General features: G+C 57.9%; 11 protein-coding genes and 1 pseudogene. 5 read left to right on the top strand and 7 right to left on the bottom strand.

What is annotated here, in order from left to right; genetic code table 11:
* Positions 1–68: 68 nt before the first annotated feature.
* Entirely contained in the window at positions 69–941 is an 873-nt protein-coding gene (locus RWV98_RS08530; protein ID WP_317865245.1) for an AraC family transcriptional regulator, read from the bottom strand.
* Positions 942–1272: 331 nt separating this feature from the next.
* On the opposite strand from RWV98_RS08530, the gene RWV98_RS08525 reads away from it, so the two are divergent.
* The 4 genes and pseudogenes from RWV98_RS08525 to RWV98_RS08515 all read left to right on the top strand — a co-directional run bounded on the left by RWV98_RS08525 (position 1273) and on the right by RWV98_RS08515 (position 8344).
* Complete coding sequence (locus RWV98_RS08525; protein ID WP_280961492.1) at positions 1273–2079, top strand: 5-deoxy-glucuronate isomerase; 807 nt, start codon at positions 1273–1275, stop codon at positions 2077–2079.
* A gap of 44 nt (positions 2080–2123) precedes the next feature.
* The gene (gene iolD, locus RWV98_RS08520) at positions 2124–4088 is read left to right on the top strand and encodes a 3D-(3,5/4)-trihydroxycyclohexane-1,2-dione acylhydrolase (decyclizing) (protein WP_317865731.1); all 1965 of its coding nucleotides are present in this window, start codon (positions 2124–2126) and stop codon (positions 4086–4088) included.
* A gap of 260 nt (positions 4089–4348) precedes the next feature.
* Positions 4349–5155, top strand: a pseudogene (locus RWV98_RS19430) (leucine-rich repeat domain-containing protein); the annotation flags it as partial.
* A gap of 183 nt (positions 5156–5338) precedes the next feature.
* Positions 5339–8344, top strand: coding sequence for a leucine-rich repeat protein (locus tag RWV98_RS08515; protein ID WP_317865243.1), 3006 nt, complete (start codon positions 5339–5341; stop codon positions 8342–8344).
* Between the two features lie 86 nt (positions 8345–8430).
* On the opposite strand, the gene RWV98_RS08510 is transcribed toward RWV98_RS08515, so the two are convergent.
* A complete protein-coding gene (locus tag RWV98_RS08510) occupies positions 8431–9099 on the bottom strand; it encodes an S-layer homology domain-containing protein (protein WP_317865241.1) in 669 nt (222 codons plus the stop codon).
* Between the two features lie 19 nt (positions 9100–9118).
* Positions 9119–10492: a leucine-rich repeat domain-containing protein gene (locus RWV98_RS08505; protein WP_317865239.1), complete on the bottom strand. Its 1374-nt coding sequence runs from the start codon at positions 10490–10492 to the stop codon at positions 9119–9121.
* Positions 10493–10777: 285 nt separating this feature from the next.
* Here RWV98_RS08505 and RWV98_RS08500 point away from each other — a divergent pair, with 285 nt between their 5' ends.
* Positions 10778–11677, top strand: a complete 900-nt coding sequence (locus tag RWV98_RS08500; protein WP_317865237.1) for a hypothetical protein — start codon at positions 10778–10780, stop codon at positions 11675–11677.
* 56 nt (positions 11678–11733) lie between these two features.
* On the opposite strand, the gene RWV98_RS08495 is transcribed toward RWV98_RS08500, so the two are convergent.
* The 4 genes from RWV98_RS08495 to RWV98_RS08480 form a co-directional block, all read right to left on the bottom strand.
* Complete coding sequence (locus tag RWV98_RS08495; RefSeq protein WP_317865235.1) at positions 11734–12135, bottom strand: VOC family protein; 402 nt, start codon at positions 12133–12135, stop codon at positions 11734–11736.
* Between the two features lie 104 nt (positions 12136–12239).
* On the bottom strand, positions 12240–13025 hold the full coding sequence (phnX, locus tag RWV98_RS08490) for a phosphonoacetaldehyde hydrolase (protein WP_317865234.1): 786 nt from the start codon (positions 13023–13025) through the stop codon (positions 12240–12242).
* Positions 13022–14134: a 2-aminoethylphosphonate--pyruvate transaminase gene (gene phnW / locus RWV98_RS08485; RefSeq protein WP_317865233.1), complete on the bottom strand. Its 1113-nt coding sequence runs from the start codon at positions 14132–14134 to the stop codon at positions 13022–13024. The genes phnX and phnW overlap by 4 nt, the downstream gene beginning before the upstream one ends.
* Before the next feature lie 18 nt (positions 14135–14152).
* The gene (locus tag RWV98_RS08480) at positions 14153–15154 is read right to left on the bottom strand and encodes an extracellular solute-binding protein (RefSeq protein ID WP_317865231.1); all 1002 of its coding nucleotides are present in this window, start codon (positions 15152–15154) and stop codon (positions 14153–14155) included.
* Positions 15155–15156 lie beyond the last annotated feature (2 nt).

The raw sequence follows: 15156 nt of genomic DNA, 5'->3' as shown, positions 1-15156 counted from the left end.
TAAGTGGGACGCTGCAAAATCGTTGCGGCATCCCACTTATTGTTTATGTGACCCCGACCGCGTTCGGGCTACTTCCCTTTTCGGTAACCGGACGGCGACGCGCCGTAAACCCCGCGAAAGCGTTTGATGAAATAGCTGAAATTGTCAAAGCCGACAAGAAAGCCGATCTCCATCACGGGCAGATCGGTTTCACGCAGCAGGCGCGCGGCCTGCTCGATGCGCAGCGAGTTGATATGCTGCGTCAGTGTTTTTCCAAAATTATCTTTAAAATAGGTACAAAAATACTGCGGCGACAGGCCAAAATGCGCGGCCACCTCGGCCAGCCGCAGCGGCTCGGCGAAATGCTCGCCCAGATAGGCGACGATCTCCTTAAGCTGGCCCGCCTTATAGTCCGACGCGGGGCGCGCCCATTGCTCCAGACGGCCGTTTTCCGCGCAGACCGCGATCACGCCGAGCAGCGCCGCCTTCACCATCAGCTGGTACCCCGGCGCGCGCGCGTTGCACGCGCGGACGATCTGCGCCAGCAGGCCGCGTATCTCCCGCTGGCCCGCCTCGCCGCAGCGCATGCAGGTCTTCATGCGCAGCCGCCCCTCGGCCAAGGGCTGCAACAGCTCGCTCTGCGCCTGATCGGCCCGCGTGAACTCCAAAAAATCCGCCGCGAACACAAAGGAGCGGAACTCGTTTTCATGCCCGGCGGCGCGGATTTCGTGCAGCTCCTCCCCCGCGGCAAAGAATACGTCGCCCGGTTCGCCCTCGTAATTATGGTCCGCGATCGTGACCGAAACATGGCCCGCTTCCACCGTGATGATCTCCAGTTCCGGGTGCCAGTGATAGGGGATAAAATCGCTGTCCTGCGCTTCGCTTCCATCCAGCGCGGGATAGATCTGAAACGGAAAAGACGCGCTGCCGTGCTCCCTTTTTTCGCGCCGTGCGGCGTCCATAAGTAACGCCCCCTTTTTCCTTAATATCGTGTTATTATTGGCGAAGATATTACAAGCATTTTGGCATCCTTATGTTATAATTATACCTGTAAACAGGCAAAGGCGCAAGGGCGGCAAATCAAAAAACCTGATTTTTGTTGTACCTTTTGTTAGAACATACCACCTGTTTTTTGTGGATAATGCCAAAGCTGTTTCCAGCGGTTGTGTGCGCAAAACGCTCATGTTATAATATGAGGAGAGAGTTTGTCCACATTTCCGCGCGCACCGGCCCTTCGCCGGACGCATACGAAATGGCGGCGCATCCAAAAATTAGAGAGCGGAGGGAAAACGCATGTACATTGATAAGCAAGTCAAGCGCGGATACAACGAATATATCCGTCTGGACGAAGGCATCGGCAAGGACGCGATGATGGACGTCGCGCTGCTCGTGATGGAGGACGGCGACGAATACTCCTTTAACGAGACCGAAAAGGAGCTCGCCTGCATGCTGTTCGACGGCAACGTGACCATGGAGTGGGACGACCAGAAGGTAGACATGGTACGCCCCAACCCGTTTGATTACAACCCGTGGTGCCTGCACGTTTGCAAGGATACCAAGGTGAAGATCACGGCGCACGGCACTTCCAACGTATACATCCAAAAAACCCTGAACGAAAAGACCTTCCCGAACAAGCTTTACACGCCGGACGATACCGATACCTGGGCGCGCGGCGACAAGGGCGAACTAATGGGCTGCATCAAGCGCGATGTACGTACCTGCTTCGATCTTGACAACGCCCCCTACTCCAACATGGTGCTGGGCGAAGTTATCAACCTGCCGGGCAAGTGGTCCTCCTACCCGCCGCACCACCACCCGCAGCCCGAAGTTTACTTCTACCGTTTCGACAAGCCGATCGGCTTCGGCGCGGGCTGGGCCAACGGCGAATTATACGAGATCCACCACAACGGCCTTGCCATCATCACGGATAAGATGCATCCGCAGGTCATGGGTCCCGGTTACTCCTGCTGCTACGCTTGGGGCATCCGCCATCTACCGGGCGATCCGTGGGACAAGACCCGCATCGACGACGAAGAGCACCTCTGGCTGCTCGATAAGGACGCCAACGATAAGATTTGGCACTGCCCGACCGGCAACTAATCACACCGTCATTATTTTGAGGAGGAATGATTCCTATGAAGCATATGGAAACTGTCCGTCTGACCGCGTCGCAGGCTCTGGTTCGTTTTCTGGAGAACCAGTATGTCAGCTACATCGATATGGACGGCAACGAAGTCGAGCACAAGTTTGTTAAGGGCGTATTCATGCTGCCCGGCCACGGCAACGTCGTAGGCTTTGCAAACGGCATCGAGCAGGAACTGAAGGACATGATCGTCTATCAGGGCAAGAACGAGCAGGGCATGGCCCTTGCCGCCGTCGGCTTTGCCAAGCAGGCGCGCCGCAAGCAGATCTTCGCCTGCACCTCTTCCGTCGGCCCCGGCGCGTGCAACATGGTCACCGCCGCCGCTACCGCGACCGCGAACAACATCCCCGTGCTGATTCTGCCGGGCGACGTTTACGCTTCCCGCCAGCCCGACCCGGTACTCCAGCAGATGGAGCAGCCGCAGAACCTGACGATTTCCGCGCACGATTCTTTCCAAGCGGTCACCAAGTACTGGGGCCGCGTCAACCGTCCGGAGCAGGTCATGACCGATATGATCGCCGCTATGCGCGTGCTGACCGATACCGCCAACACCGGCGCGGTCGCGATCTCGCTGCCGCAGGACGTACAGGCGGAAGCGTATGATTACCCGGTCGATTTCTTCCGCAAGCGCGTGTGGCGCATCGAGCGCCGCCCGGCCACCAAGTACGCCGTCAGCAAGGCTGTCGAAGTGATCAAGAACGCGAAGAAGCCGCTCCTGATCTGCGGCGGCGGCGTTCGCTACGCGGAAGCCCACAAGGTATTCAAGAAGTTCGCTGAGGACTTCGGCATCGCCTTCGGCGAGACGCAGGCGGGCAAGAGCGCCATTGAGTGGACGCACGAGCTCAACCTCGGCGGTCTGGGCACGACCGGCGGCATCGCCGCCAACAAGCTGGCGCACGAAGCCGACGTTGTCATCGGCGTGGGCACCCGCTACACCGACTTTACCACCGCTTCCAAGTGGCTGTACCGCACGGACGCGCAGTTCGTCAACATCAACCCGTCCGATTTCCAAGCGTTTAAGATGGACGCTACCCCGGTTGTGGCCGACGCGAACGAAGCGCTGACCGCCATCGGCGAGGAGCTGTCCAAGATCGGCTACCACACCGACGACGCTTATGCGGAAGAAGTGAAGAACCTTCGCAAGATCTGGTGGGACGACGAAGTGGCCCGCCTCGACGAGTGCGTATACACCGGCAAGGATTCCTTTGTTCCGGAGTGCCTTGACGCGAACCGCGAATGCGTTGAGAAGTACGTGGAGGACACCGGCTGCGACCTGTGCCAGACCACCGTGCTCGGCACCATCAACAAGATGATCGACGACGACGCGATCGTCTGCGCCGCCGCCGGCTCGCTGCCGGGCGACATGCAGGGCCTGTGGCGCGCCCGCACCCCCAACACCTACCACATGGAGTACGGCTACTCCTGCATGGGTTACGAAGTCGCTTCCGCGCTGGGCGCCAAGCTGGCTTGCCCGGATCAGGAAGTTTACGCGATGTGCGGCGACGGTTCGTTCGATATGCTGCACTCCGAGCTGATCACCTCCGTGCAGATCGGCAAGAAGATCAACGTCATGCTGTTCGATAACGCCTCCTACGGCTGCATCAACAACCTTGAGGTTGGTCAGGGCAACGCCAGCATCTGCACCGAAAAGAACATGCTCGAAGAGGGCGTGACCAACGGCATCCACAAGGGCAAGGTTATTCAGATCGATTACGCCGCCATCGGCGCCGCGTACGGCTGCAAGACCTACACCGTCAAGACGCTCGACGAGCTCAAGGCCGCCATCGAGGATTCCAAGAAGCAGACCGTTTCTACCGTGATCGATATGAAGGTGCTGCCCAAGACCATGTCGAAGGGCTACGAGAACTGGTGGCGCGTCGGCGTGGCCGAGGTTTCCACCAAGCCCGAAGTACAGGCCGCCCGCAAGGCGATCGAAGATCACCTGTACGAGTCCCGCCACTATTAATTCCTTCGCGTTTGGGGCATCGAACAATTTCCCAAAAGACTGCTGCAAGTATCTTGCAGCAGTCTTTTTTATCCCCCTCCCCCGGGGCCATGTCCCCGCGAAAATGAAATTTTCTTCATTTTCGCGTAATCTGTCGAAACCTATGATATACTGTAAATGAACTGGAAAACACCGGCTTCCCGCTGTACGCGGGCGGCCGGTGCTTTTGTTTTTCAGCCCCTTGCTTTTCACAAAAATGGGATCACGAAAGGAGATCAAACATGAAAAACAGAATCCGAAAACGGCTGGCCGCGCTAGCCCTCTCCCTCGCTATGGTTGCGGGACTTTTGCCCGGCGTGGCTCTTGCCGCGCCGGAAGAGGAGGTAACGTTGCCTGTTGAGCTGAATAGTGATAATGCTAGGGTTGAAGGAGCAATTAACAAAGCTCTGAATGCCACAGGCATAACAAAGGGAACAGTAACCACAATTAAAATTACTGGTACGGCAACAACCTTAAATAACACGAACTGGACATTATTGCGCGAATACTGTAATTCTAATCTTAATAGAGACTGGAGTAGCCTTACTACTCTTGATCTGTCAAGTATGGCGAATCTGGCAGTCATTAAAAACCCATCTTCTTACCAAAATACGGTCGACAGGCTTCAATTTATCAAGCTGCCGGTCGGCCTGAAAACCATTAGCTCACATGTATTCTACAACTGCCCCAATCTGATACTGTCTGAGTTGCCAGACAGTATAGAGACGATCGGAGCGAATGCATTTGCTAATCTGACGCAGTTGCAGCTCAAGAAACTTCCAAGCAGTCTAAAAACCGTTGGAGACAACGCATTTATAGGTTGCACCAATCTTATTTTGACCGATCTGCCACCTAATCTGACAACGATAGGTAACGCATCGTTTAGGGACTGTCCCAACCTTACCCTGAGCAAGTTGCCAGACACTTTGACTAAGATTTCTGACAATGCTTTTTATGGTTGCACCGGTTTATCTGAAATGCAGTTTCCTGCAAACCTGACTTCCATTGGTCAGTATGCGTTTTACGAGTGTAGTAATCTTTCAACCCTGCAATTCAGCGGCGCAACGGCTCCAACATTAAGCAACAAGAACGCTTTACAAAAACTCCCTCAGATCGGCGAACTGATCTACCCAGCCGGGTCCGACTACAGCAAAATTATCAATGCGCTGCCTTCGGGCTGGACGAAAACCGCAGGTTTCATTCTTACGGTTACCTTCAACACAGGCGATTCTATGACCGCAAAAATTACTGACGCCCTTACCCATGCAAACCCCGACAAGAAACTGTATACCACCATTCAGATCACCGGCAACGCGACCGAGATCAGCGACGACGACTGGAACGCGCTGCGGGACTGCTACCACGATAACAGCGAATGGGAAAACCTGACCGACCTTAACCTTTCCGGCATGACGCAGCTCACCAAAATTGCCGGGCTGGACGAAAGCTCCTCTTCTTCTCGCCAAAACATGGGCAGACTGATCAACGCCACGCTGCCGGAACAAATTTCCGCGATCGAAAGCTTTGCCTTTTCCGACTGCTTCAATTTGAAGCTGAACAAGCTGCCGAATAGCCTGACGACGATCGGCGACGGCGCGTTCAACAACTGCAAAAAGCTGGCGCTGACAGCGCTGCCCGCAGAGGTGGACCACATTGGGGAAAGAGCGTTTTCCTATTGCGGCCTATTAGAGTTGACCGAGCTGCCCAGCCGGTTGACCACGATCGAAGCTTATGCGTTTTCCAACTGCGCCGCGCTCAATTTAGACAAATTGCCGGACAGCGTAAAGCACATCGGCAACGGCGCGTTTTACACCTGCGATAAACTTGCGTTGACGGTGCTTCCCGCCGCGTTAGAGACCATCGGCGCGGATGCCTTTGGCTATTGCCCCGCTCTGAACTTATCCAGTCTGCCCGCGTCGGTCTCCGCGATCGGCGAAAAGGCGTTCCGGAATTGCAGGGGGCTCAAAGCTATGGATCTTTCCGGCTGTACGAATTTGACCGCAATCCCAAACGACCTGTTCTATGAGTGCGTATCGCTTACGCAAGTCACGCTGCCGGACAGCGTGGTCTCGATCGGGAATCAGGCGTTTGCCGGTTGCATCCTCCTTGCGGCAATAGACTTGCCTTCCAGCACAAACGCGCTTGGCGAGGATGCCTTTTCATTTTGTTCTGTGCTTTCCTCCGTACGGTTCCGCGCGGTCTCCTGTCCTGCGCTCGCCACCGGCGCCTTTTCAGGCGTTGCCGACAGCGGCACGGTCTTTATCCCTTACGGAGCGGACGGCTATGACGCCGCTTGGCTAGCGGCCCATTTCCCCGCCGGATGGCAGCTTGTCACGCTTGGCGGCCCGGAAGAGGAGCAGGCCACGCTCACGCCCGGCGGCACCTACTGGTTCGACCTTTCCGGTGTGGATATCCCCGGCACAAGAAACGGCTCCCTACCGGACGGCAGCCTGCGTTGGAGTCCCTTTACCTATGCGGGCACGGTCAACGCCTATGTGCTGAACAACGCGTCCGACGGTCAGCCCGGCGCGGCCGACGATGCGGCGAACACAACAGACCCCGCCGGTACCTATGGCTACCGCTACGATCACAGCCTTTTCATTTCGGAATACAACCTTTCCAGCGATGCCAGTTGGCGGGAACTGAACGGCGCCGGTCTGCTGTTCGGGAAAGACTACATAAGCGGCGGCGCCGGCTATATCCTGCGCGCGCCTTCCGTCGGCAACCTTTCTTCCGGAACCGGCGACCATACGCGCGGCTTGCCGCTGAGCAATGAATGGGATTCCATTTTAGCAGGCGGCAGCACCTACATAAAGAATTGGACGGACGTATATTCTCTGGGACAGGATACCACCGCGCAAGGCTATGCACTGCGCGGCTATGATGCGTCCCACGGCTGGAACGATACCGATTCCGCAGGTATCGACGCGCGGCCGGGCTACCGCCCCGTATTGGAAGCGCTTGCGCCAAACACCCTCAAGGCGATACGGCTGCATTTAAGCGGCGGCACGCTGGCCGGAGCGGATCAGATCGGCAACATGGATATCGTCTATGCCGGAGATTCGTTCACCGCCCCGTCGGCGGACGGCTTTGCGCGGCCAGCCGGCAAGAACGGCGACTACTTCATGTGGCGCGGGAACGACGGCAGCCTCTATGCCGCGGGCGCGGCGGTACCCGCTTCCGTGACCAGCCTGACCGCGGTCTGGGAAGATCCCGAACCCAGCGGCTCCGGCGGTGGCGGCGGTGGCGGCGGTGGCGGCGGTTCCAGCTACTGCCGGCGCACGCTGACCGACAAACCCACCGGGCTGACGGTATCGGGCGAACAGATTCACGTATCCGCCGTTTTGTCTATCACAACCGGAACGCTGCACGATGCCGGAGAGGCCGGTTGCGATCTGCTGCGGGCGGCCGAAAAGGCCGGGCGCCTGCTGGGAGTTTTTGATGTTTCCCTTTCCTACGGCTTCCGTGGCAAGCTATCCGTTTCCCTGCCCGTGGCAGATCACGATGGACAGGTTTTAACTGTCGCCCACTGTTTGGACGGCAAGCTGACGCTGACCGACGCGAAAGCGGCGAACGGCTTGATCACGGTGGAGACCGACAGCCTTTCTCCCTTCGCTGTTTTGGACGGCGCTTATACGAAGGCCGATCTGGAGCAATTCCTCCTTCCCTTTACCGATGTGCGGGAGTCAGACTGGTTCCACAACGCCGTACTGTACGTTTATATCAACGGTTTGATGAATGGCACCAGCCAAACCACGTTCGAGCCCTACGGCGGCTCAAGCCGCGCCATGTTAGCAACGATTTTATATAGGATGGAGGGGACCCCCTCCATCCTCGGTGAAGGCAGAGCCTTCTTCACCGACATTTTGGCCGGGCGTTGGTACACCGACGCTGTGACGTGGTGCGCCGCGAACGGTCTGGCAAAGGGCTATGGAAACGGACGCTTTGGGCCGGACGATCCCCTCACCCGCGAGCAGCTCGTTACCTTGCTCTACCGCTACGCGGCATGGAAGGGCTGGGATACGAGCGCCGGTTCAAAAACCGATCTCCATTCCTATCCGGATGCGGCGCAGGTTTCCGGCTGGGCCGTGCCCGCGTTTCAGTGGGCCTGCGGCGCCGGGATCGTGGAAGGCATGACGGACGGCAGGCTGGCGCCCAAAGCAGGCGCCAACCGCGCGGAACTGGCGCAAATACTGGCGCGGCTTCTTCCCAAATACGCGTCACAGCCCAACGGCTAACCCTATCATACACACAGGCGCTTGAAGGTGCCATAACTGAGGGCCGCCCGATCAAACGATCGGGCGGCCCTTTTGCGGTTATTTACTTAAACTATGCGATATACCCGCAGCACTAAAAGGATTGCTTGCTCAACAGTAGCCGTTTCCTGTGGGCTCAACCGGGTATCCGAGGTGCCCTTCATAATTCCGCTTTGCGCCAGCGCGGCGACCGCTTCCCTCGCCCAGCCGGAAACCTGCCCCTCGTCCGTATAGGCGGACAGATCGCCGCCGGCATCAAGGGCTTCCCTGCCCACCTGCTGCCGGATATAGACAATGGCGCGGTAGAACATGGCCGCGATCTGCTCGCGCGTAATGGATGCGTTCGGCTCGAATGTGGTGGCGCTGGTACCGTTCACAATGCCCGCCTCATTTGCCTTGAGCACCCACTCGCTTGCGGTGTCGGTAAAGCTATGGGACGACGGGACGGTAAGCGTTTTTCCCAGCGCCTTTTCCGCCATGTTGACGACCAGCTCGCAAAATTGCTCGCGGTTGATCTCTTTTTGGAAGCCGCGGCCAAGCTCGGCGGGGACGAGCCCCAGATCGGTGGCGTCGCGAACCTCTTCTGCAGCCCAACTGGAAACTCTCTCTTGTTCGATTACCTCGGGCGTGAAAATGTCCTCAGGCTTTACCTCTTCCATGGTAAACGCGGCGGCGCCGCCGGTCAGCACGGCGGCGCACAGAAGCGCTGCGGTCGCCCGTTGTATTTTGGTATTCACAAATTCTTTCCCCCTAAAATCAGTCAATCGTCTCGCGCGGCAGCAAAATACCAAAGGTATCCTTGAGCCAGTTCTGGCCCTTTTCATGCGGCTCTATATCACGTTCATAGTATGCGGAAGGTACAGATGCCTGAACGCGGTCCATTTCCGCTTTGTCGTCAAAGGTGATCCATTGCAGTGTCCCTGATGAGAGGAGAAACGTACCTGCATCCACGCCTTTTTTTACACTGCCGAACGCAGGCAGATCAACATCAAAAAAGTGGATTTCAGCATCCAACCAATAGATCGGATCGCCGTTTGCGTCTCGAGCATAAACGATCTGATACCCATTCTCGCTCTTTATTATTTCGCTTGTCGCCTGCAGCATTGGCTCATATACCAGAAGGGCAAAATATTGATGAATCGGCTTGTCCGTATGGTTCGTAAATGTTGCCAAATAAGCAATTCCATTGTCATACATCTTTATCATTTCATCATAAGCAATAGAGATCGACACGTTCTTTTCCGGAACCGGTTCGGGGGCAGGCTCCGGTGAGGGCTCAGGCGTTGGTTGAGTCGCACCGTTTTCCGTCATAAAACGAATGCCGTTTTTCCGTGCGTAGCGCTCGGCTTCCGAGCCGGAAACGCCATAAATGACCGGGCCCTTTGTCCATGTAGAGGGATCGGTATAGGGGTCATTAACCGCGGGATCACTCGGAGCGCCAAACAAAAGGCCGATCTCCGTCACGCTTGCGGGGATGTGCAGTTCGGTCAGTTGGGTGCAGCCCTCAAACGCGCCCCAGCCCAGCTTGGTCACGCCGTCCGGTATGACAATGCTTTTCAGCCCGGCGTCCTCAAACGCGGCGTTCTCAATGGAACGCAGTGTTGCAGGCAGCCGGATGGATGTCAGCGCGGTACAGCCCTTAAAAGCCCAGCTGTCAATGGCCGTAACGCCCTCGGGCAGAGTCACGCTTTGCAGCGCGGTACAGCCGTCAAACGCATATTTGGATACGGTAGGCGTGGCCTTTGACCAGACCGCATCAGTCAACTGGGTGCAGTCCGCGCACACCAGCATACCGATCTCGGTGACGGAATCCGGAAACGCGATCTGGCGTAGACTGCTGGTTGAAAATGCGCTCGCGCCCACCTTTTTTTCATGCCCATTAAAAGTAACGGACTGCACCTGACTCGAAGCAAAACAACTGTCCGATATTGTAACGACCTTGTCCGGAATTGTGATATCCGCTGGATAGCCGTAATCGTTGATAAAAAACGGGTCCATAGTCAGGGTTCCGTTTTTGTCGATTGTCGCACCCGAAAACAATCCCTCGTTATTGATCGCCGTCGCTCCGGCAGTTAATAGGCAAATGGCAAGCGCAGTAGTTACGACATGCCGCCATGATCCTTTTTTCATATTCTTTCCTCCCCCGTGTTTCTTCATGCTCATGTCACATCCCCCTTTAATCATGTTGCTATCCCTAGTATAGCATATACGGCTGTAAAGAGCGAGAGGCTTTCCCCGTTCTTACCGGGTAGTTACAAAACTGCCCTAACTGCCGTTCACGGCGACTGCTGCATGCATGTTGCTGCGATCTTTTTTACTCCCCTGTCATATTATTTTCGTCCGTTCACCTGTTGAAAAATCAGGAAATTTGTGATAGGCTTGAGTTGAAAAACAGGGGTTGAGGAGGCGCGAGCTATGAAACAGGTTTCGACAAAGGGATACGTCGTTGCGGCGGTTCTGTTGCTGCTGGCCGTGGGCGGCGCGTTTGCGGTCGGGCTGATCGCGGGCAACAGTCGCGCAGATGATGAGAGCGGTGCGAAAACGGCCGACGCGCCCCCAAGCGAGCAAACGCCGTACAAGGTCGTTGTGCCGGACGCGCCGAAGGGGGCGGACGAACAGATGCCCAAAACCGTGCTGATTGACGAACCGCAGGCCAAAGCACAGGGGGCGACGCAGCAAAAGCCGCCGGTTCAGCAAGCCAAGGCAGCCGCCGGTACGCCCTCACAGGCGGATCAGGACGCGCTTTGGGCGCAATACAAAAAGCTTGAGGGCGAACAGCCTGAAATGCTGATCGACTGTACCTATTGCGGCGGGGATGGTTATTACGACGAGGATTGCGACGACTGCGGCGGCAGCGGCAGGCAAAGGATTCCGGGCACCTCTTATTGGTCCCCGTGTATCACCTGCGGCAACACCGGGAACAAGCCCTGCAAAAACTGCTTCTTCGGTCAGATGGACAATCCGAACTACGAACAGCAGTATGACGACTGGGACGCGGAACGGCGCGATATCCTGCACCAGCTTGGCTATACCGACGACGAGATCAAGCAAATGGACATGGCGGAAGCCCGCGCCTATGTGGAGGCGCACCAAAGCGTTTCGGGCGGTTCGGCCTCCGACGGTTCGGCCAGCGGCGGCAGCTATCAGCCCCCAAAGGGCTCGCAGAGCTGCGATATTTGTTACGGTTCCGGCGACTGCCCGACCTGCAACGGCGCCCACGGCTACTGGAACCCGCTTGTGCTGAGCAGTTGGGTGGTATGCCCCAACTGCGACCACGGCGAATGCTGGAAATGCGGCGGCAGCGGTCAAAAATAGACGCAAAAAAACGGAGGAGATATTTTATCTCCTCCGTTTTTTTGGGTCCCTTTGGATTACAGCATTTGCAGCAGCTCGATCTGCTCACCGGAGGGGCCGGTGAAGAACCAGTTTTGCAGGCCGCCGAAGGTATCCGGCAGCACTTTTTTCTCCGGCTCGGTAAATTCGATGCCGAGCGCGCGTAGGTCGGCCCCGGCGGCATCCAAATCATCTACGTAAACGGCAAAGTGCGGGATATTGCCCTCGCTCATCGGCGCAGGCGCGGGCGACTGGATCAGTTCCAGCAGGAACCCGCCGAGATCGACGAGCGCGAGCAGCTTGTCCCCTTCCGGCGTGGAAATGCTGTCGCGCTTGAACAGCGCGCCGCCGATCTTCTGGTAAAACGCGATGCTCTCGTCCATATCCTTCACATGGATCGCGATATGGCCGAGTCCCTGATAGTGTTCTTTCATTGCCATGGCAGAGTGCCTCCTTATTATGGTACTGACCCTAGTATAGCACATACGCCGCCAAAGAGCGAGAGGGTTTATCCGCTCTTTGGCGGCGTAAATCATCCCTGCTTTCAATCCGCTTTCGCGTTCAGCGTGTCCAGCAGCGCGGGCAGCGGGTGCAGATCGCGCAACACACAATCCGCGCCGGCCGCGCGGAAGGTATCCTCCACCCGGCGGCAGGCGATTTCACGCTCGCGCTCGGACAAAGCAGCGAACTCCGCTTCGGACAGGCCGAGCTCCGAGCTGCCCTCGATCACACCGACCGACCACACGCCCGCGTTCACGCCCTCGCGAATATCGGAGACCGTGTCGCCCACCTTGACGGCCCGGCGCACGCCGGTAACGCCCAGCGCTTTCAGGTTTTCAAAGATCATGTAGGGATAGGGCCGCCCCTTGCCGCCCACGCTGTCCGGGCTGATCCATAGATCCGGCGCATAGCCCAGTTCGGCCGCGCGCGGCACGACGATAGCCATCATCGCATCCGTATATCCCGTGGTGGAGCCGATCTTTAGGCCCTTTGCCCGCAGCGCGGTCACGGTATCCGGCAGGTCGGGCTTAGGGGCCGCGTAGCCGTCCAGAATGTCAAATAGTTTGGGCTCGAACTGAGCGTACACCGCGTTTACATCCTCTTCTGTCGCGGGGCGGCCGTGCACGGTCCGCCATACCTGCGCGATCCGCTCCATGCCCAGCATGGCGCGGATATGGTCTCGTTTGAGCATGCCCATGGGCGCGCGCGTTTCCTCCATGGTAACGGCAACGCCGAAGTGCGCGAACGCCTCGACAAAGGCGCGCACCGGGGCGAAGCAGCCGTAATCCACGGCAGTGCCCGCCCAGTCCAAAATAACGGCTTCGATCATACGGCGGCGGCCTCCTTTTGCTGCTCCGCGAGAAAATCCGCGATGATACCGGCGAGCTTTTCAATATCCTCCGGATAGATCTCTCCGATGTTGCCAATGCGGAAGGTCTCGCGCTCGGTCAGCTTGCCCGGGTAGATCGCATAGCCCCGCGCCTTGATATAGTCGTAAAACTCACGAAACGCAAAGCGCACGCCGTCCGGATAGAAAAACGTGGTAATGATCGGACCTTGGCTGGCGGCGTCCACATAGGTAGCAAAGCCGAGCTGCTCCATACGACGAATGAGCAGGCGGTTGTTTGCCGCATACCGGCGGTGCCGTTCGGCCACGCCGCCCTCGGCTTCCAGCTCCTTGAGCGCCCTTGCAAAGGCAAGCACCGCGTGTGTGGGCGAGGTAAAGCGCCATTTACCGTCCGCCTCCATGCTCTTCCACTGATCGTACAGATCGAGCGAGAGCGAACGCGCCTTGCCCTCGCTTGCGATCAGCTTGTCCCGGCGGCACACGATAAAGGAAAAGCCCGGCACGCCCTGAATGCATTTGTTCGCGCTGGACACCAAAAAGTCGACGCCCCACGTTTCCACCGGAATCTCCACCCCGGCGAAAGAGGACATCGCGTCCACAATAAAGGTTCGGCCAGCCGCTTGCACAGCCTTGCCCATGGACTCGATGTCGTTTAAAATGCCGCTCGTGGTCTCGCTGTGCACCATGGCGACATGCGTGATCTCCGGACGCGCTTCGAGCAGCGCCGCCACGTGCGCGGCGTCAGGCGTGCGGTCATAGCGCTGCGCATAGTGCAGAAAAGGAATGCGGGCGCGCGCGCAGATCGCGGTCATGCGCTCGCCGTAAGCCCCGTTGGAGCATATCAGTACCTTGTCGGTCTCGCCCACAACGCTCGTAAGCACGCTCTCCACGCCGAAGGTGCCGCTGCCCTGCATCAGCACGGCGGTGTAATCCCGGTCCGTCACCTGCGCCAGTTCGAGCAACCGGCGGCGGATCTCCTGCGTGACCGCCTTGTAATCATCATCCCAGGTGCAGCGGTCCACCAGCATTTCGCGTTTAACCGTGTCGGTCGTGGTGAGCGGCCCGGGTGTGAGAAGCTTATAGGTATTCATATCGCGGCGACTCCTCCCTTACGGCTTGGCGCTCTCGGAAAGCGCCTGATGCTGCTGGAACAGCTCAAAGGTCAGCGGCTCCGGGAAGGTCATCGGGTGGGCGGACTGGTTTGCGGCGTCCGCGATCTCGCCCTCGTACAGCGGGTTCGGATAGGTCTGGATGAGCGCGGCGCGGGCGTTATCGATGATGCACTGCGCCATTTCCATGGCGAGCGGGTTGGTCTGATCGCCCTTGTTGGTCACGGCCACGGACTCGGTGAGCGAAAAATTGCCCTCGGACGGATCGACATAGTCGATGGGCAGGCCGTCCTGCTTGTCAGCCACCGCCTGATGGCGCAGGCCAAAGCCGATTGCCACCTCGCCGGCGCGGCACAGCTTGAGCGGCGCGGACCCGGAGGACTCGATGTGGTCGCCCGCGTTCTGATAAATCTTTGCCAGCACACCGCCCGCGCCGTCCTCGCCATAGGCGGCGACCAGCGCTTGGATCAGCAGCCACGCCGTGGAGGAGGACTGGATATCGGTCACCGCAAGGTGGCCCGCATACTGCGCGTCGGTCAGATCCTTCAGGCTCGCGGGCATTGCAAGGCCGGATTCCTTCAGCATTTCAGTGTTGACGATGATCGCGCCCTCCTGCGAGGTGATGGGCGCGCAATAATCCGGAAAGGTATCGAGCGTTTTCACCTCGAAATCCAGCGGCAAAAACATATCGTTCTGTTCCTGCGCGCTTTGCACGTAGAACGTGCTCATGGTAACCAGATCGGCTTCGATATTGGCGCCCTCGGCCAGCAGCTTGCCGCCCAGTTCGGAGGTACCGAAGGTTTCGAGCAGGTATTTGTCCGCGTAGCCGTTCGCGTCCAGCGCGTCCGTCATGGCGGTGATGGCTTCATCATCCGCGTTCGAGTAGATCACGACCTTCGCGCCCGCCTCGACGTCGCCCGCGCCGGCGGAGCTGCATCCGGCAAGCGCCATGGACGCCATCGACAGAGAAAGGCCAAGGGCCAAGAGTTTTTTCAGATTCATCG

The organism is Agathobaculum sp. NTUH-O15-33 (assembly GCF_033193315.1).
GTDB classification, from domain to species: Bacteria; Bacillota; Clostridia; order Oscillospirales; family Butyricicoccaceae; genus Agathobaculum; species Agathobaculum faecihominis_A.
The sequence above is the reverse complement of the archived record's forward strand: the minus strand, read 5'-3'. Positions and strand labels throughout refer to the sequence as shown.

Bases quoted from the DNA above. Each gene is read 5' to 3' on its own strand.
- RWV98_RS08480 (WP_317865231.1), bottom strand. From the start codon at position 15,154: ATGAATCTGAAAAAACTCTTGGCCCTTGGCCTTTCTCTGTCGATGGCG.
- phnW (WP_317865233.1), bottom strand. From the start codon at position 14,134: ATGAATACCTATAAGCTTCTCACACCCGGGCCGCTCACCACGACCGAC.
- RWV98_RS08505 (WP_317865239.1), bottom strand. From the start codon at position 10,492: ATGAAAAAAGGATCATGGCGGCATGTCGTAACTACTGCGCTTGCCATT.
- RWV98_RS08495 (WP_317865235.1), bottom strand. From the start codon at position 12,135: ATGGCAATGAAAGAACACTATCAGGGACTCGGCCATATCGCGATCCAT.
- phnX (WP_317865234.1), bottom strand. From the start codon at position 13,025: ATGATCGAAGCCGTTATTTTGGACTGGGCGGGCACTGCCGTGGATTAC.
- iolD (WP_317865731.1), top strand. From the start codon at position 2,124: ATGGAAACTGTCCGTCTGACCGCGTCGCAGGCTCTGGTTCGTTTTCTG.
- RWV98_RS08525 (WP_280961492.1), top strand. From the start codon at position 1,273: ATGTACATTGATAAGCAAGTCAAGCGCGGATACAACGAATATATCCGT.
- RWV98_RS08530 (WP_317865245.1), bottom strand. From the start codon at position 941: ATGGACGCCGCACGGCGCGAAAAAAGGGAGCACGGCAGCGCGTCTTTT.
- RWV98_RS08515 (WP_317865243.1), top strand. From the start codon at position 5,339: ATGACCGCAAAAATTACTGACGCCCTTACCCATGCAAACCCCGACAAG.
- RWV98_RS08500 (WP_317865237.1), top strand. From the start codon at position 10,778: ATGAAACAGGTTTCGACAAAGGGATACGTCGTTGCGGCGGTTCTGTTG.